Genomic DNA, 17881 nt, shown 5'->3' with positions numbered 1-17881 from the left:
GCCCGCGTGATTGCGCTCGAACACGTGTCCAAGCGATACGGCGACGTCCCCGCCGTCGACGACGTCTCGCTGACGATCCCCACGGGCGAGATCTTCGGCATCGTCGGGCAGAGCGGTGCCGGCAAGAGCACGCTCGCCCGCATCGTGAACCTCCTCGAACGACCGGATGCCGGAACCGTCACGGTCGACGGCACCGAACTCACCGCTCTCGGCGACGCCGATCTGCGGGCCGCGCGCCGCCGCATCGGCATGGTCTTCCAGCGGTTCAACCTGCTGGGGAGCCGCACGGTGCGCGCCAACGTGGAGCTGGCGCTCGAGCTCGACGGCACGCCGCGGGAGCAGCGTCGGGCCCGCGCGCTCGAGATGCTCGATCTCGTGGGCCTCAGTCACCGCGCCGAGGCGTCGGTCCACGAGCTGTCGGGCGGTCAGCAGCAGCGCGTCGGCATCGCGCGTGCGCTCGCGGCGCGTCCGAGCGTGCTGCTGTCCGACGAGGCCACGAGCGCCCTCGACCCGGAGACGACCTCCGCGATCCTCGACCTGTATCGCCGCATCAACGCGGAACTCGGGCTCACCGTGCTCCTCATCACCCACGAGATGGACGTCGTGAAGACCGTGTGCGATTCCGCCGCGCTCCTCGAGGCGGGCCGGGTGGTCGAGAGCGGCCGCCTGGTCGACATCATCCGCACGCCCGGCTCCCGCCTCACCGCCCAGCTGTTCCCGCTCGGCGCGATCCCGGCGTCGGTGGCCCCGGATGCCACCGTGATCGACATCACGTTCGCCGGCGGCACCGCCGACCGGCCGGTGATCGCCCAGCTCGCGCGCGACCACGGGCTCGACGTGTCGATCCTCGGGGCGCTGATCGAGCGGATCGGTGGCACGCAGGCGGGGCGCACGCGCCTCGAAGTGCCGGATGCCGCGGCATCCGCCGTGATCGACGACCTCCGCGGCCAGGGGCTCCTCGTCGAGGTGCTCCGGACGGGGGTCGCCGCGTGAACGATCAGCTCTTCACGGTGCTCCTCGTCGCCACGGGGCAGACGCTGTACATGGTCGGGTTCGCGCTGCTGGCGACGGTGATCGTGGGCCTGCCGCTGGGTGTCGTGCTCGTCGGTACCGAGGAGGGACGCTTCCTGGAGGCGCCGTTCGGATCGAGGCGGCTCGGCGTCGTCATCAACCGCACGCTCGACTTCATCGTCAACCTCGGCCGATCGGTGCCGTTCATCATCCTGATGGTCGCCCTCATCCCGTTCACGCGCGTGGTGGTCGGCACCTTCATCGGCCCGACGGCGGCGATCGTCCCGCTGTCGGTCGTCGCGATCCCGTTCTTCGCCCGCATGGTCGAGATCGCGATCAAGGAGGTCGACCCGGGGCTGCTGGAGGTCGCGTCGTCGCTCGGCGCGAGCCGGTGGCAGCTGGTCACCAAGGTGCTCCTGCCCGAGGCCGCGCCGCCCATGCTGCTCGGACTCTCGACCACGGTGACCTCGATCATCAACTTCTCGGCGATGGTCGGCACGGTCGCCGGCGGCGGCCTCGGCGACGTCGCCATCCGCTATGGCTACCAGCAGTACAGCTGGATCCACATCGTGTCGGTGATCGTCATCATCTTCGCGATCGTGATGGTCCTGCAGTCGCTCGCCTCGTGGGGCGCGCGCCGCCTCGCCCGCCGCTCCTCCCGCCCGCCGCGTCGCGCGCGCGGCACGGCCCCCGTCCCGTCGCGCGCGACGACAGCCACCTCGCACCTTGCTCCCTGACCGGCATCCCGAAAGGACCACACCATGACTCGCAAGCTCCCCCTGTTCGCGGCGGCCACCGCTGCCGCCGCCCTCCTGCTCACCGGCTGCGCGGGCGGCACCGCGCCGGCCACCGACGCGTCGGGCGACAGCCTCGGCACGCTGAAGGTGGGCGCGCTCCAGACGCCCGCCGGCGACATCCTGAAGCACGTCGCCGAGAACGGCGCCTCCGAGCTCGGACTCACGATCGAGTTCGTGCCGTTCACCGACTACAACACCCCGAACACGGCGCTGGCCGACGGGTCGATCGACGCGAACCTGTTCCAGAACTCGACGTTCCTCGAGACCTTCAACGCCAACACCGGTGAGGACCTCGTGAGCGTGGGCGAGGCGTACCTGCCGACGGCCGCGTTCTACTCGACGAAGATCTCGAGCCTCGACGAGCTCGCCGACGGCGCCTCCATCGCGATCCCCAACGACCCGACGAACGAGGGGCGCGCGCTCAAGATGCTCGCCGCCGAGGGGCTCATCGAGGCGACCGACGACGTCGTCGACCTCTCGGGCGTGACGGCGAACCCGCGGGGCTTCGAGTTCAAGGAGATCGAGAACGCGACGCTGCCGCAGGCGCTTCCCGACGTCGACACGGCGTTCGTGACGATCAGCTTCGCGCTGCCGGCGGGACTCACCGCCGACCAGGCGATCCTCATCGAGGGCGCCGACAGCCCGTACTACAACGTGCTGGCCACGCGCCCGGAGCTCAAGGACGACCCCCGCATCGTCGCGCTCTACGACCTGCTCACCTCGCAGGACGCCGCCGACTACGAGCAGGAGACCTGGGGCGGCCTCGTCGTCCCCGTGACTAACTGACCCCGGTATCGCCCCTTCGCCGGCGTCGAAGTGCGGGTGCGTCTCCACGGCATCCGCAGTTCGGCGCCGGCGAACGCGTTCGCGCCACGTTCGAGCCACGTCGCACCAGCGTCACGCGGCCGGAGTGGGCGCGGATGCCTCAGTAGACTTGATCGCATGTCGAAGGTCCTCCAGTCCCTGCCCGTCGGCGAGCGCGTCGGCATCGCCTTCTCGGGAGGCCTTGACACCTCCGTCGCCGTCGCGTGGATGCGCGACAAGGGCGCCGTCCCCTTCACCTACACGGGCGACCTCGGTCAGTACGACGAAGACGACATCGCCTCGATCCCGGGCCGCGCCCTGCAGTACGGCGCCGAGGCGTCGCGTCTCATCGACTGCAAGCCGCTCCTCGTCGAAGAAGGCCTCGTGGCGCTGGCGTGCGGCGCGTTCCACATCCGCTCCGGCGGGCGCACGTACTTCAACACGACGCCCATCGGCCGCGCCGTCACGGGCACGCTGCTCGTGCGCGCGATGAAGGAGGACGGCGTCGACATCTGGGGCGACGGCTCCACCTACAAGGGCAACGACATCGAGCGGTTCTACCGTTACGGCCTGCTCGCCAACCCGGCGCTGCGCATCTACAAGCCCTGGCTGGATGCCGACTTCGTGACGGAGCTCGGTGGTCGCAAGGAGATGAGCGAATGGCTGGTCGCCCACGACTTCCCCTACCGCGACTCGGTGGAGAAGGCGTACTCGACCGACGCGAACATCTGGGGTGCCACGCACGAGGCGAAGACCCTCGAGCACCTCGACGTGTCGCTGGAGGTCGTCGAGCCGATCATGGGCGTGCGCTTCTGGGACCCGTCGGTCGAGATCGCCACCGAAGACGTGTCGGTCACCTTCGAGGCGGGACGCCCCGTCGCGATCAACGGCGTGGAGTTCGCGGATGCCGTGGCCCTCGTCCAGGAGGCGAACGCGATCGGCGGTCGCCACGGCCTGGGCATGAGCGACCAGATCGAGAACCGCATCATCGAGGCGAAGAGCCGCGGCATCTACGAGGCCCCCGGCATGGCGCTGCTGTTCATCGCCTACGAGCGCCTGGTCAACGGCATCCTCAACGAGGACACCCTCGCGACCTACCACGAGCAGGGTCGCCGTCTCGGCCGCCTCATGTACGAGGGACGGTGGCTCGAGCCGCAGTCGTTCATGCTGCGGGAGTCGATCCAGCGGTGGGTGGGGTCTGCCGTGACCGGCACCGTCACGCTGCGCCTCCGCCGCGGCGAGGACTACACGATCCTCGACACCACTAGCCCGAACCTGTCGTACTCGCCGGAGAAGCTGTCGATGGAGCGCGTCGGCGACGCGGCCTTCGGCCCGACCGACCGCATCGGGCAGCTGACGATGCGCAACCTCGACATCGCCGACTCCCGCGCCCGTCTCGAGCAGTACGCGGGCCTGGGTCTCATCGGCGGCGCGACGGCGGAGCTCGTCGGCGAGCTCGCGTCGGGTGAAGCGGCGGAGATCACCGGCCACGCGCGGCCGTTCGACGCCGAGCGCGAGGAACTCGCCGAAGCGCTCGACGAGGCATCCGAGTCGGCGTCGTTCGACTTCGGCGCCGACTGACCCTCGGTCGTTGAGCGAGCGCACCCCCGGTCGTTGAGCGAGCGCCCGGTCGTTGAGCGAGCGCAGCGAGACGAAACGCCGCACCCCGCACATCCGTTTCGTCTCGGGCGCTCCGCGCCCTCGCTCAACGACCGGCACCACCGCACCCCGCACCACCGTTTCGTCTCGCGCGCTCCGCGCCCTCGCTCAACGACCGGAAGCCGCCCCGCCACCCCGGTCGTTGAGCGAGCGCAGCGAGACGAAACGCTGCACCACCCCACCGCTCAGTCGTCGGGGGAACGGCGGCGATGTGCGGCGCTCCAGCCGCGCACGGCATCCAGTCCGCCCTCCGCAAAGGCCACGCGCTTGGCGTGACTCCATCCCTGCAGCCGCTTCTCCCACGCGAACGCCTCATCGATGCGCGCACACTCGCTCGACCAGAACAGCTCGACCGGACGTCGACGTCGCGTGTACGCCGCGCCCTCTCCCGCCTGGTGCTGCGCAAACCGCCGCGCGAGGTCGCGCGTGCTGCCGACGTAAAGCGTCCCGTCGGAGCAGCGCAGCATATAGACGTAGGCCATCGGTTGAGCGTACGGATGCCGCGGGGCATCGGTTCCATCCATCCACACCCGTTTCGTCTCGGTCGCTCCGCGCCCTCGCTCAACGACCGAACGTCGCCTGCCCCCCGGTCGTTGAGCGAGCGCAGCGAGACGAAACGCCCCACCCTCCGCCGCACCGCAACCCGGTCGTTGAGCGAGCGCAGCGAGACGAAACGCCCCACCCGCAACGCCCGTTTCGTCTCGGTCGCCCCGCGCCCTCGCTCAACGACCGAACGTCGCCACCGCCCCGGTCGTTGAGCGAGCGCAGCGAGACGAAACGCCCCACACGCCCCGCACGCCGGCATCGCTGGGAGTTCGCCCAGATAACTTGCACATGCATGTGCACGTTCGTACGCTGGAGCCATGAGCACGACCGCGCCGGCCCGTCGCCCGAGAAGGGATGCCGCGGCCAACCGCGCAGGAATCCTCTCGGCGGCAGCCACGACCCTCGCCCACGACCCGCACGCGTCGATCGACACGATCGCCCGGGCCGCTGGCCTGACGCGGCGCGCGCTCTACGGCCACTTCGACGACCGCGACGCACTCCTGCGCGAACTCATCGACGCCGGCGCTCCGCGCTTCAACGCGATCGCCGACGCCGTCGACGCGACCGACCCCGCACCGCTTGCGCTGGCTCGCCTCACCGATCGACTCTGGACGGAGGCGGCCCACGTGCAGGTGGCCGCCGCCCTCGCCCTCGACGAGACGCACGTCGAGTGGACCGCCGCCGCCCTCGCTCCCCTGCGCCGCACGGTGGCCGAGCTCGTCCGGCGCGGGCAGGCCGACGGCACGCTTCGCACCGACGTCGCCACCCCGACGGTCGCGCGACTCATCGAGGAGACGGCGCGCGTCGTCGTCACCCGCCTCGACGCCTCCTCACCCGACGCCCGCCTCCTCGCCGTCCGTGCCGTGCTGTCGATCGCCGGCCTGTCGTGGCGAGAAGCGGATGCCGTTCTCCTCTCTCTCGATACGGAGCCCTGATGCTCGTCGAACTCGCCGACGTCTCGAAGGGTCGGCGCGGTCTCGCGCTGCCCGCCACGACCCTCAGCTACCGCAGCGGCCGCGCCGCGCTGGCCATCGCCGAGACCGAACAGCGCCCCACGGTGCTCGGTCTCGTCGCCACCGGACGCATGCGCCCCGACACGGGCCGCGTCACGATCGACGGTCGCGCCGTGCCACGCGACCTCCGTCGTCGCACCGCCCTGGTGGATGCGCCCGACGTGAGCGAACCCGCGCCCGACGTGGCGCTGGCCGGTGTGGTCGGCGAGGAGCTCATGTTCGCCGGCCTCCCGTCCGACCCGCTCGCGGCCCGGCGGTGGCTCGACGAGCACGGCCTCCGTCACCTCTCGCGGGTGCCGATCGCCGACGTCGCCCCCGTCGACCGACTGCGCGTGCTGCTGGAGCTGGCATCCCGCCGCCCCGGCATCGAGGGTCTCGTGCTCGTCTCCCCCGACCGCCACGGCGCCGAGCCCGCGCAGTGGTGGCCGCTCGTGGAGGAGTTCGCCGACCGCGGCTTCGCGGTGCTCGTCATCGCGGGACGCACGGCGGCAGCCGTCGTCGCCGAGACCACGGGCTCGGCGCGTCGCCGTCGGCCGCGGGCCAGCGGCGTGCGCCTTCGAGGCGTCCGCGGACGGATAGCGGGAGATGCGCGATGAAGATCCCCGCGCTCATCTCGGCGGAGTTCCGTCGCCTCACCGCGACCCGCATGTCGGTCATCGCGCTCATCGCCCTCACGCTCGTGCCGGTGCTCTACGGCGGCCTCTACCTGTGGGCGAATCAAGACCCGTACGGCAAGTTCGAGGACGTGCCGGTGGCGTTGGTCGACCTCGACGCGGGCGTACCGGCATCCGCGAATCAGGATGCCGCGGACTACGGCGCGCAGGTCGCCGACCAGCTGCTCGACGGCGGCGCGTTCGACTGGCAGCTCCTCGGGGCCGACGCCGCCGCCGAAGCCCTGCGCAACGGCGACGTCGACTTCACCGTGACGCTCCCCGCCGACTTCTCCGCCGCGCTCACGAGCGCCGGCGGCGACGATCCCCACCAGGCGACCATCGTCCTGTCGACCAACGACGCCAACAACTACCTCGCGTCGTCGATCGGTTCGCAGGCCGTCGAGAAGATCCGCCGCTCGGTCGCAGAACTCGTCGGTGAAGAAGCAGCCGGACGCCTGCTCGACGGCATCGCCGACATCCGCGCGCAGCTCGTGACGGCCACCGACGGCGCGACGAAGCTCGCCGACGGTGCCGACGACGCGGTCGCCGGCGCGACGACCCTCGCCGACGGCACGGGCGAGCTCTCGAAGGGAGCCGAGACCGCCGCCACCGGGGCGCAGACCCTCGCCGACGGAGCCGGCACGCTCGCGTCGGGTTCGGCGCGCGTCGCCTCGGGCGCGGCCCGCGTCGCCGACGGCGCCCAGCAGGTGGCCGACGGCACGGCGACCCTCGCCGGGTACGCCGACCGCGCCGGCGATGCCGTCGATCGCGCCGTCGGGCTCCTCCCCGACGCGCGGGCCGACATCGAGCGTGCGCTCACCGAACACGGCCTCTCGGCATCCGAGGTCGCCGCGGTGCTCGCCGAGCTCGACCCGCTCGGCGACGCGCTGGCGACCGGCGCCGACCGCGTCGACGCCGCCGTCGGCAAGGTCGACGCCCTCGCCGCCGGTGCCGCCCAGGTGTCCGACGGCGCCGATCAGGTCGCGTCGGGTTCGGCGCAGGTGTCGAACGGGGCCGACGAGCTCGCGGACGGCGCGGGCCGACTGGCATCCGGCACGTCCGAACTGTCCGACGGGGCCACGCGACTCGACGCGGGGGCGGAGCGTCTGCGCGCGGGCCTCGGCACGCTCGCGAGCGGCGCGGACGAGCTGCGGGCAGGGCTCGCCGACGGAGTCGCGGCCCTCCCCGACGCGTCGGCCGACCTCCGCGCCGCGCAGGCCGAGACGATCGCCGACCCGGTCGCGGTCGACAGCAGCAGCACCGCGCACGCGTCGGACTACGGCGCCGGGCTCGCACCGTTCTTCGCCGCGCTGGCCGCATGGATCGGGATCTACGCCCTGTTCCTCATCGTCAAGCCGGTCTCCCGTCGCGCCGTCACGGCGCTCCGCTCGCCCGTCCGGATCGCTCTCGCGGGCTGGCTCACCCCCGCCCTCCTCGGTGCGGTGGGCATGGTCGTGTTGTTCGGGGTGCTCTCCCTGGCCTTGGGCTTCGGGTTCGCCCACCCGCTCGGCACCCTCGGCATCCTGGTGCTCGCGTCGTTCACCTACGCGGCGATCATCCTCGCGCTGAACGTATGGCTCGGCTCGGTCGGTCAGTTCGTCGGGCTCGTGCTCATGGTGCTGCAGTTGGTGACGGCCGGCGGCACCTTCCCGTGGCAGACGCTCCCCGGCCCGCTCGCCGCCCTCCATCACGTGCTCCCCATGGGCTACGTCGTGGATGCCATGCGCCAGCTCATGTACGGGGGCGCCCTCGACCGCGTCGCCGGCGACGTGGCGGTGCTCCTGCTGTGGCTCGGCGCCGCGCTCGGGGTGGCGATCGCGGGAGTCGCCCGCATGACGCACCGCCGCACGCTGCGCGATCTGCAGCCGAGCCTCATCGGCTGAGGCCCGGCCGCAGGGGCATCCCGGCTGACACCGAGTCTCACGGGGCCGGTTAGGATGCCAGGAAGGCCACGCTCCTGGGGCGCGCGGCCCGATCGCGACCCGAAGCGATGAAGCCGACGCCCCAGTGGAGCTCTCGACACCGATGTCCGACGTCTCGCACGCGCACCTGTCCACCGACGACCCCGCCGCACCCGACGCCACCGGAACGGCCGCGGACGGAACCCCCGCGCCTCGCCGTCGCCGGTCCGTGGGCCGGACGATCGGCGCGTGGGTGTTCGGCATCGTCGCGGGCGTCACCGTCCTCGCCCTGATCGCCGCCGGCATCCTGCTCTACACGGTGCAGCGGTCGTTCCCCCAGCTCGAGGGCACCGTCGAACTGCCGGGCCTCGGGGCGGAGGTCAGCGTGATGCGCGACGAACTCGGCATCCCGACCATCGTCGCCGACTCGTCGGCCGACCTCTTCTACGCGCAGGGGTACGTGCACGCGCAGGACCGGTTCTGGGAGATGGACTTCCGCCGTCACGTCACCGCGGGCCGGCTGTCGGAGCTGTTCGGGGAGTCGCAGCTGGGCACCGACCGGTTCCTCCGCACGCTGGGCTGGCACGAGATCGCCGCGCAGGAGGTCGAAGCGCTCGACGAGCGGGAGCGCGGCTACTACGAGGCGTATGCCGACGGCGTCAACGCGTATCTCGCCGATCATTCCGGCAGCGCCGCGTCGCTCGAGTACGCGGTGCTCGGACTCCAGAACCCCGGCTACGAGATCGAACGGTGGACGGCGGTCGACTCCGTCGCGTGGCTGAAGGCGATGGCCTGGGACCTCCGCGGCAACATCGAAGACGAGACGGCGCGCGCCCTCCTCGCCCAGACGCACACGCCGGAGCAGATCGCCGAGCTGTACCCCGGGTACCCGTACGACACGAACCCCGTGATCGTCCCCGTCATCACTCCGCCCGCGGGCGACGCCGCCGACACCGACGCCGACACGGCATCCCTCCGGCTGGACTGGAAGGAGGTCGGCAGCGTCATCGAGGCGGCGAGCGCGCTCCTCGGCGGGGTCGGCGAGGGGGTCGGCTCGAACTCGTGGGTCGTGTCGGGCGCACTGACGGAGAGCGGACTGCCGCTCCTGTCGAACGACCCGCACCTGGGCGCGTCGATGCCGAGCGTCTGGTACCAGGTGGGTCTGCGGTGTCGGACGGTCTCCGAGGAGTGCCCGTTCGACGTGGCCGGTTTCAGTTTCTCCGGGATGCCGGGGGTCATCATCGGTCACAACGCGACGGTCGCGTGGGGGTTCACGAACCTCACGACCGACGTCACCGACCTGTATCTCGAGAAGGTCGAGGGCGACAGCTACTGGCGCGACGGCGAGCTCGTGCCGCTCGACGTGCGCACCGAGACGATCGAGGTCGCCGGCGGTGCGTCGGAGGAGCTGGTGATCCGCTCGACGGTGCACGGCCCCATCGTGTCGGGCCTCACGGGCGACTTCACCGCCATCGCCGACGATCCGTACACGGGTGAGACGGATGCCGTCACGGCGCCTTCCGAGTCGGGCGACGTTCCCGCGACGGGCGAGTACGCGGTGTCGCTCCAGTGGACGGCGCTGCAGCCGGGGACGACCGCCCGCGCGCTGTTCGCGCTCAATACGGCCGCGAGCATCGAGGACTTCCGCGCGGCGGCGTCCCTCTTCGACGTTCCCGCGCAGAACCTCGTCTACGCCGACACCGCGGGCAACATCGGCTATCAGACGCCGGGCCGGCTGCCGATCCGCGGGGCGGGCGACGGGTCGATGCCGCAGCCGGGGTGGGATTCCGCCTACGACTGGCAGGGGTTCATCCCGTTCGACGAGCTTCCGATGGCGTTCAACCCCGAGAGCGGATACATCGTCACGGCCAACAACGCGATCGTCGACGAGGACTACGAGTACTTCCTCACGAACGACTGGGACTACGGCTGGCGCGCCGCACGCATCGTGCACCTGATCGAACGGGCTGCGGCGGGCGGCAAGCTCACCGCCGACGACATGTCGGCGATCCAGGCCGACGACGAGTTCTGGATCGGCAAGCGGCTCGCCGCCGCGTTCGCCGATGTCGAGGTGGAGGGCGAGGAAGCCCGCGCGGGCGTCGCACTGCTGGAGCAGTGGGACGCGCAGAGCACGGCCGACAGCGCCGCCGCCGCATACGCGAACGTCCTGTGGGACGAACTCGCGCAGAATCTGTTCTCGCGTCGGGAGGCCCCGGCATCCCTCGCGGGTCAGGGTCGACTGTTCCTCGTGGTCGACCGGCTGCTCGACGATCCTGCGTCGGACTGGTGGGGCAACGACGACGTGGGCGTGTCGGGGCGCGACGAGATGCTCGTGCGCAGTGCGGAAGACGCGTACAAACGGCTCGTGAAGCTGCAGGGTGACAATCCGGCGCGGTGGAACTGGGGGTCGCTGCACGCGCTGACCCTGACGAACGGGTCGTTCGGCGAGAGCGGCATCGCCCCGATCGAGATGCTGTTCAACCGCGGACCGTTCCCCGTGAGCGGCGGCGCATCGGTCGTGGATGCCACGGGCTGGGCGCTCGGCGAGGACTTCTCGACCTCGACGGTGCCGTCGATGCGCATGACGATCGACCTGTCCGACCTCGACGCGTCGCGGTGGAACCATCTGACCGGCGCGAGCGGGCACGCGTTCCACCCCAACTACACCGACCAGTTCGCGGCATGGCAGGAGAAGCGGCAGACGCCGTGGGCCTTCACCCCGGACGCGGTGGCCGCCGCCACGACCCACACCCTGACGCTGACCCCCGCCGACTGAGCCGGGCCGCCGAGTCCGGGCCGCTGAGACTGCGCGAAGTGCTGCCGGAGACGGCATCCGGGAGCACTTCGCGCACTTTCGACCGGCGACGTCAGCCGAGAGACCGTCGTAGACGCTCGGCGAGCGTGCGGATGCCGTCCGATGTCCCACTTCCGGTCGGTTCATGTCCCACTTCCGGTCGACCATGTCCCACTTTCGGTCGGTCGTGTCCCACGTTCGGTCGGCCATGTCCCACTTTCGGTCGGTCGTGTCCCACTTTCGGTCGCTCCAGGGATGCCAGAACGACACAACTTGGGACATGGCTGACCCAAAGTGGGACATGCACACCGCACACCGCACACCGCACACCGCACACCGCACACCGCACCGTCCGCCTCGCCCGCACACCGCACACCGCACACCGCACCGTCCGCCTCGCCCGGCCGCCCCGGCCGCCCCGCGCCGGGGTCAGCCGCCGGCGGCGGGGGGAGTGCGCTTGTCGTCGGCGAGCTCGTCGACCACGAGCGAACGCTCGTCGATCGTGCCGTTGCGGTACGCCTGGCGGCCGACCATGTGGGCCGACAGCGGCGCCGTCGCGAGCTGGATGAGCATCACCGGCACGAGGAACGCCGTCACCGCCCAGCTCTCCAACGAGATCGCGATCGCGATGCAGATGAGGAGGAAGCCGAGCACCTGCGGCTTGGTCGCGGCGTGCAGGCGCGTCGGCACGTCGCGGAAGCGCAACAGACCGACGGCCGCCGTCAGGCACAGCAGGGCACCGATGATGATGAGCACCAGCACCACGACCTCACGCACCTCGTTCATCGCTCCATTCCGTCGCGTCGGGCCACGAACCGGGCGATCGAGATCGAGCCGAACACGCCCACGGCGGCGACGATCAGCAGCAGCGGCAGCGTGCGGGTGTGATGGTTGATCGCCATCTCCGCACCGAGCGCGCACATGACGAGGGTCAACAGCACATCGGATGCCACGGCGCGGTCGAGGATCGACGGGCCTACGACGATGCGCCACACGGTCAGCAGCGCCGACACGGCGAAGACGACGTAGATGACGCCCAGCAGCACGACGGTCATCCGGCGAACCTCCTGTCGGAGACGCGCGAATCGCCCGCGGCGCGAATGGCATCCCCCTGGGCGCGCGAACCCACGGCGCGGACGATCCGCTCCTCCCAGTGCTGCACGGCCGTGCGCTGCGCGTCGACCTGCGCCTGGTCGCGCACGCCGATGACATGGAGGTAGAGGACGCGGCGGTCGCGGTCGATGTCGACGAGGAGCGACCCGGGAATGAGGGATGCCGTCACCGCCACGTGCGTCATGATGAGGTCGTCGTCGGTGACGAGCGGCACGGCGATGATGGCCGTACCGGGCTGCGACCGGAAGTCGAGCACCTGCCACGCCACCGTGATCGACCCGCGGACGAGGGCGAGCACGAACTCGAGCGAGAACACGAAGCCCCACCAGAGGTTGACGCGTCCCGAGAGCTCGACCGCCGGCAGACGGAACACCCGCGTCACGAAGATCGCGACGGCGAGTCCCGTGAGGAAGGACAGCACGGTGAACTGTCCCCAGAGCAGCATCCACAGGGCGATCAGCCAGATGAAGAACGGCAGCTGACGCCACACGCTCACGAGAACGGTCTTGGAGTTCACGGCGTCTCACCCACCTGCACGAGCACCACGGGATCCTGCAGCGCCTCTCCGATGCTGGCGCACAGCGCGTACAGCGGACCGGCGAAGATCGTGAGCGCGACGGTCACGGCGACCATCCCCGCAGTGGCGGCGGTCATGATGCGCGGGATGACGCGGCGCTCGGTCTGGGTGGCGGCCGCCGGCGCGCCGCCGAGGTACGAGATGCGGTCGGGGGCTTCGCTCTCGTCGCCCTGCTCCTCGTCCTCGCGCCAGAACGAGAGGTTCCATGCCCGCATGAGCGCGTACAGCGTGAGGAGCGAGGTGACGATGCCGCCGACGATGAGCACGTACATGAGCGGGGTGCCCACCTGGGCCGCCGCGTCGAAGAGGGCGAACTTGCCGATGAAGCCCGAGAACGGCGGGAGGCCGCCGAGGTTGATCGCCGGGATGAAGTAGAGCACGGCGATCACGGGTGCGGCCCTCATGAGGCCCTTGACCTTGAGGATCGACGTGGAGCCCGCCCGGCGTTCCACGAGGCCGACGGCGAGGAACAGCGTCGTCTGCACCACGATGTGGTGGACCATGTAGTAGATCGTCGCGCCGAGCGCTGCCGGCGTCGCCACCGCCAGCCCGAACACCATGTAGCCGATGTGGCTCACGAGGGTGAACGACAGGATGCGTTTGAGCTCCGCCTGCGCGACGGCTCCGAGCACCCCCACGATCATGGTGGCGAGCGCGACGATGAGCAGCAGGGTGTTGACGTCGTTGTCGCGGAAGATCTGCGTCTCGGTGCGGATCATCGCGTACACGCCGACTTTCGTCAGCAGTCCCGCGAACACCGCCGTGACGGGTGCGGGCGCGGTCGGGTACGAGTCGGGGAGCCAGAACGACAGCGGGAAGACGGCCGCCTTGATGCTGAAGGCGAGGAGCAGCATGAGGTGCAGCACGAGCTGGACGTCTTGCGGCAGCTCCGACATCCGCTCCGCGAGCTGGGCCATGTTGACGGTGCCGAGCGCGCCGTAGATGGCGGCGATCGCCGCGAGGAACAGGATCGACGACACCAGCGAGACGACGATGTAGACCACGCCCGTGCGGATGCGCGACTCGGTCGAGCCGAGGGTGATGAGCACGTACGAGGCGACGAGCAGGATCTCGAACCCGACGTAGAGGTTGAAGAGGTCGCCGGCGATGAACGCGTTGAAGATGCCGCCCGCGAGGATGAGGTACGACGGGTGGAAGATCGTGACCGGTGTCTCGTCGTCGCCGTCGGCGGCGCCCTGGCCCACCGAGAAGAGCAGCACGGCGAGGAGCACGATGCTGGAGACCACCACGAGCAGCGCCGACAGGCGGTCGACGTAGAGGACGATGCCGAAGGGGATGGGCCAGCCGCCCACCGACACCGCAATCGCCTTGCCCGACGAGTCGACCGCGTACAGCAGCACCGCGGCGATCGCGAGCACCAGGGTGAGGGTGATCGTCGAAACGCCGACCTGCACCTTGCGCTGGCGGCCGAAGATGAGCGCGATCGCAGCACCCAGCAGCGGGAGCGCGACGAGCAGGGGAACGAGGGCGTTCATCGGTCACCGTCCCCTCGGGGCGGGGCGGGCGGGGCGGGCGCGTCGGTCGGGGCATCGTCGCGAATGGCATCGAGGTCGCGGTGGTGCAGCACGACGATCGGGGCCGTGTCGGTGCCGATGAAGTCGGTGGTCGCGTCGTCGTCTTCGTCGGTGATCTCGTCGCCCATCGTGTCTTCGTCTTGCGATGCGCGGACGCGCAGCGCGAGGTCGGCCTCGTCGTCCTCCACGGTGTCGGCCTGACCGAGCTGCCACGAGCGGTAGATGAGCGCGAGGAGGAACGCCGAGACCGCGAACGTGATGACGATCGCCGTCAGGGTGAGCGCCTGCGGCAGCGGGTCGCTCATCTCGTCGGTCGACTCCGCCGCGCCGAAGAAGGGCGCGACCCCGGGCTGGCCCATCACCACGAGCAGGAACAGGTTCGCGGCGTTGCCCAGCAGCAGGAACCCGATGAGCACTCGCGTGAGGCTGCGCTCCAGCATCGAGTACACACCGGCCGCGAACAGCGCACCCATGATGATGATGAGCACCAGTGACGCACTCACGAGACGCTCACCCCCCGGTCGCGCAGCTCCTGCGCCTGACGGTCGACCTCGCCGCCGAGCGAGCGCAGCACGTCGAGCACGAGTCCCACCACGACGAGGTACACGCCTATGTCGAACAGCGTCGAGGTCACGAACTCCCCCTTGCCGAGCACGGGGATGTCCCACTCCCAGTAGGTGCTCGTCAGCGGTGCCTGCCCGAACAGCAGCGGAACGAGGGCGCACGCGACGGCGAGCGTCATCCCCGCGCCGAGGAGCCGCCCGGCATCCGTCGGCGCGGCGGCGCCCAGCTCGTAGCGACCGCCCGCGACGTAGCGCATGACGAGCGCCATCCCCGCGACGAGACCCCCGGCGAACCCGCCGCCGGGCAGGTTGTGCCCGGCGAACAGCAGGTAGATCGACACGAGGATGATCGTGTGGAAGAGGATGCGGACGATCACCTCGAGCACGAGCGAACGGTTCTCCGGGCGCACCCGCTGACCGCCGACGAGCCACGCCTGACGCGTACTTCCGGGGGCGGACGCCCGAGGCTTCGGACCCTCGACCGTCTCGATGAGAGGGCGGCGGGTACGGGTCGCGCCGGTCGGCAGCGACGAGATGGTGCGTGAGAGCAGGTCGGAGCGGTGCGTGACGAACACGAGGGATGCCACGCCCGTCGCCGCCAGGATGAGCACCGAGAGCTCGCCCATCGTGTCCCAGCCGCGCAGGTCGACGAGGGCGACGTTGACGACGTTCTTGCCGTGCCCGATCTCGTACGCCAGCTCCGGGAAGCGCTGGGAGATGGGCTCGGCCACCCGCGCGCCGGTCGCGACAATCGCGATGAGCGACATGGTCGCGCCGACGGCGATGGCCAGCACGGCCCGCGCGACCGGCAGTACCGACGCGTTGTGCTCGCCCAGGCGCGCAGGAATGCGGCGGAGCACGAGGGCGAAGGCGACGAGGGTGACGGTCTCGATGAGGATCTGGGTGAGGGCGAGGTCGGGAGCGCCGCTCGTGGCGAAGAGCAGCACCATGCCGAGTCCCGTCACCGAGACGAGAACCACGCCCGTGTACCGCTTCCGGGCGCGTACCGCGACGATGCCGGCGAGGATCATGATCGGGGCGACGACCACCTGCATGGGGGTCTGCCAGGCATCCAGGCTCGTCTTCCACGACGGGCTCGCGAGGAGGGCCGTGCCCTCTGCCGCGACGAACACGACGAAGATCGTGCCGACGTAAACCGGGAGCGAACCGCGCTGTGTGAACGTCGTCGTCCACACCGACACCTTCGCGATGCCGCGGAGCACCGCGTTGTAGCCGTCGGCGGCCGTGAAGGGCAGCACGCGGGAGTGCCACTTCGTGCGCTGCACCAGCCAGAACAGGGCGGCGCCCGCCGCGATCGATCCGAGCGAGAGGAACAGCGCAGGCTCGAGTCCGTGCCACAGGGCCAGGTGGTACGGGTAGGCGTCGGCGGCTCCGGGCATCGTGTCGGCGTAGCCGGCGAGCGCGACGTCCAGCAGCGGCGACGCGACGCCGCCGATGACGCTGAGGCCACTCAGCAGCACCGGGGCGGCGAGGAAGCCGAGCGGCGGATCGGGCCACTCGGTGCGCGGGAGCGGTGCGCCCTCGGCATCCTTCTTCGTCCAGAACGCACCCCACACGAAACGGATGCCGTACGCGGCGGTGAGCGCGGAACCCAGCACGATGCCGATGAGCGGCACGACGGCGCTCACGTCGGCGCCGCCCTCGAGGAGGGCCGTCAGGGTGGCCTCCTTCGCGACGAAGCCGACCGTCGGGGCGACCCCCACCATCGAGGCCACCGCGATGATCGAGAACACGGCGAGGGTGGGCGCCTGACGTCCGACACCGGAGAGCTCGTTGACGTCACGGGTGCTGAGCTGGCGGTCGATCACGCCGACGACGAGGAACAGGCACGACTTGAAGAGGGCATGCCCGACGAGGAGGGCGAGGCCGGCGAGCGCCGTGTTGCGCTCCCCGTAGCCGAGCACCACGGTCAGCATGCCGAGCTGGCTGACCGTGCCGAATGCGAGCACGCGCTTGAGGTCGGACTCGCGCAGCGCCTGGATGCCGCCCAGCAGCAGCGTGAACAGGCCGAGCGCGATGACGATCGGACGCCACGGCTCGCTCTCGGCGAAGGCGGGGGCGAGGCGCGCGATCAGGTAGATGCCGGCTTTCACCATGGCGGCGGCGTGCAGGTAGGCACTCACCGGGGTGGGGGCGGCCATGGCGCCCGGCAGCCAGAAGTGGAACGGGAAGATGGCCGACTTGCTGAGGGCGCCCACGAGGAGGCAGACGATCGCGATGTTCAGCAGGAGGCCCTGGTCGGCGCCGTGCGCGACGCCGGTGGGCGGCGGCGTCGTGAGGATCTCCGTGAGGCTCGTCGTGCCGTAGAGCACCACGACCATGACGGCGCCCACGAACATCACGAGGCCGCCGAGCGTGGTCACGAGCAGGGCCTGCAGCGCCGCACGACGGCTCGCGCCGCGCGTGTGGTAGAAGCCGATGAGCAGGTACGAGAGCACGCTCGTGACCTCCCACAGCATGACCAGCACGATGAGGTCGTCGGTGAGCACGAGTCCGTACATCGCTCCGGCGAAGGCGAGCAGCACGGCCGAGAAGAGGCCGACGCCGTCCTTCTTGCCGTCGAAGTACCAGCGGCAGTAGATCATGACGAGCGCACCGACGCCGGTGACGATGAGCGTCATGACCCAGCCGAGAGTGTTCATCTTCATGGACAGGTCGATGCCGAGCGCGGGGATCCACGCGAACGTCTCGAACGGCGGCTCGCCGTCGAAGACGGCCGGTGCCTGCATCACGGCGTGAGCGAACGCGGCGATCGGCACGAGAGCGGCGATGAAGAAGGCCCGCGACCCGATCCGCGCCACCAGCCACGGCAATGCCAGCGGCAGGACCGCGAACACAGCCAGGAGCAGGAGCAATCTGGCCTCCAGACGTGATCGCGGGGGTCGGAGGTCCAG

15 protein-coding genes are annotated in these 17881 nt (G+C 70.6%); 8 read left to right on the top strand and 7 right to left on the bottom strand.

From position 1 onward, the window contains the following. Positions 1–24: 24 nt before the first annotated feature. The 4 genes from ACSQ18_RS00455 (at position 25) to argG (ending at position 4193) form a co-directional block, all read left to right on the top strand. On the top strand, positions 25–993 hold the full coding sequence (locus tag ACSQ18_RS00455; protein ID WP_436035101.1) for a methionine ABC transporter ATP-binding protein: 969 nt from the start codon (positions 25–27) through the stop codon (positions 991–993). Then, positions 990–1748: a methionine ABC transporter permease gene (locus ACSQ18_RS00450; protein WP_436035100.1), complete on the top strand. Its 759-nt coding sequence runs from the start codon at positions 990–992 to the stop codon at positions 1746–1748. The genes ACSQ18_RS00455 and ACSQ18_RS00450 overlap by 4 nt, the downstream gene beginning before the upstream one ends. 24 nt (positions 1749–1772) lie before the next feature. Continuing rightward, a complete protein-coding gene (locus ACSQ18_RS00445) occupies positions 1773–2594 on the top strand; it encodes a MetQ/NlpA family ABC transporter substrate-binding protein (RefSeq protein ID WP_436035099.1) in 822 nt (273 codons plus the stop codon). 156 nt (positions 2595–2750) lie between these two features. Continuing rightward, positions 2751–4193: an argininosuccinate synthase gene (gene argG / locus ACSQ18_RS00440; RefSeq protein WP_436035097.1), complete on the top strand. Its 1443-nt coding sequence runs from the start codon at positions 2751–2753 to the stop codon at positions 4191–4193. A 263-nt stretch (positions 4194–4456) separates the two neighbouring features. Here the strand turns inward: argG and ACSQ18_RS00435 are convergent, their stop codons facing one another. Beyond that, entirely contained in the window at positions 4457–4753 is a 297-nt protein-coding gene (locus ACSQ18_RS00435; RefSeq protein WP_436035096.1) for a GIY-YIG nuclease family protein, read from the bottom strand. 381 nt (positions 4754–5134) lie between these two features. Here ACSQ18_RS00435 and ACSQ18_RS00430 point away from each other — a divergent pair, with 381 nt between their 5' ends. The 4 genes from ACSQ18_RS00430 (at position 5135) to ACSQ18_RS00415 (ending at position 11160) form a co-directional block, all read left to right on the top strand. After that, positions 5135–5752, top strand: coding sequence for a TetR family transcriptional regulator (locus ACSQ18_RS00430; RefSeq protein ID WP_436035095.1), 618 nt, complete (start codon positions 5135–5137; stop codon positions 5750–5752). Next, positions 5752–6426, top strand: a complete 675-nt coding sequence (locus ACSQ18_RS00425) for a hypothetical protein (RefSeq protein WP_436035094.1) — start codon at positions 5752–5754, stop codon at positions 6424–6426. Before ACSQ18_RS00430 ends, ACSQ18_RS00425 begins: the two co-directional genes overlap by 1 nt. Beyond that, positions 6423–8366 (top strand): YhgE/Pip family protein, encoded by a 1944-nt coding sequence (locus ACSQ18_RS00420; RefSeq protein ID WP_436035093.1) that lies wholly within the window; start codon positions 6423–6425, stop codon positions 8364–8366. Before ACSQ18_RS00425 ends, ACSQ18_RS00420 begins: the two co-directional genes overlap by 4 nt. Before the next feature lie 142 nt (positions 8367–8508). After that, the gene (locus ACSQ18_RS00415; RefSeq protein ID WP_436035092.1) at positions 8509–11160 is read left to right on the top strand and encodes a penicillin acylase family protein; all 2652 of its coding nucleotides are present in this window, start codon (positions 8509–8511) and stop codon (positions 11158–11160) included. Between the two features lie 447 nt (positions 11161–11607). Here the strand turns inward: ACSQ18_RS00415 and mnhG are convergent, their stop codons facing one another. The 6 genes from mnhG to ACSQ18_RS00385 are packed head-to-tail and all read right to left on the bottom strand — an operon-like array spanning position 11608 to position 17842. Beyond that, the gene (gene mnhG, locus ACSQ18_RS00410) at positions 11608–11964 is read right to left on the bottom strand and encodes a monovalent cation/H(+) antiporter subunit G (RefSeq protein WP_436035091.1); all 357 of its coding nucleotides are present in this window, start codon (positions 11962–11964) and stop codon (positions 11608–11610) included. Continuing rightward, positions 11961–12233 carry a monovalent cation/H+ antiporter complex subunit F gene (locus tag ACSQ18_RS00405; protein WP_436035090.1) on the bottom strand — a complete coding sequence of 91 codons (273 nt, stop codon included), beginning with the start codon at positions 12231–12233 and terminating at the stop codon, positions 11961–11963. Before ACSQ18_RS00405 ends, mnhG begins: the two co-directional genes overlap by 4 nt. Next, positions 12230–12808 carry a Na+/H+ antiporter subunit E gene (locus ACSQ18_RS00400; RefSeq protein WP_436035089.1) on the bottom strand — a complete coding sequence of 193 codons (579 nt, stop codon included), beginning with the start codon at positions 12806–12808 and terminating at the stop codon, positions 12230–12232. The genes ACSQ18_RS00405 and ACSQ18_RS00400 overlap by 4 nt, the downstream gene beginning before the upstream one ends. After that, positions 12805–14364, bottom strand: a complete 1560-nt coding sequence (locus tag ACSQ18_RS00395) for a Na+/H+ antiporter subunit D (protein WP_436035088.1) — start codon at positions 14362–14364, stop codon at positions 12805–12807. The genes ACSQ18_RS00400 and ACSQ18_RS00395 overlap by 4 nt, the downstream gene beginning before the upstream one ends. Then, positions 14361–14906, bottom strand: coding sequence for a Na(+)/H(+) antiporter subunit C (locus ACSQ18_RS00390; protein WP_436035087.1), 546 nt, complete (start codon positions 14904–14906; stop codon positions 14361–14363). The genes ACSQ18_RS00395 and ACSQ18_RS00390 overlap by 4 nt, the downstream gene beginning before the upstream one ends. Further along, a complete protein-coding gene (locus ACSQ18_RS00385) occupies positions 14903–17842 on the bottom strand; it encodes a Na+/H+ antiporter subunit A (protein WP_436035086.1) in 2940 nt (979 codons plus the stop codon). The genes ACSQ18_RS00390 and ACSQ18_RS00385 overlap by 4 nt, the downstream gene beginning before the upstream one ends. Between the last annotated feature and the right edge of the window lie 39 nt (positions 17843–17881).

Source organism: Microbacterium sp. LjRoot45 (assembly GCF_964253325.1).
Taxonomy (GTDB): Bacteria; Actinomycetota; Actinomycetes; order Actinomycetales; family Microbacteriaceae; genus Microbacterium.
Note: the sequence above shows the minus strand (reverse complement) of the source record. Positions and strands in the feature narration are given on the sequence as shown.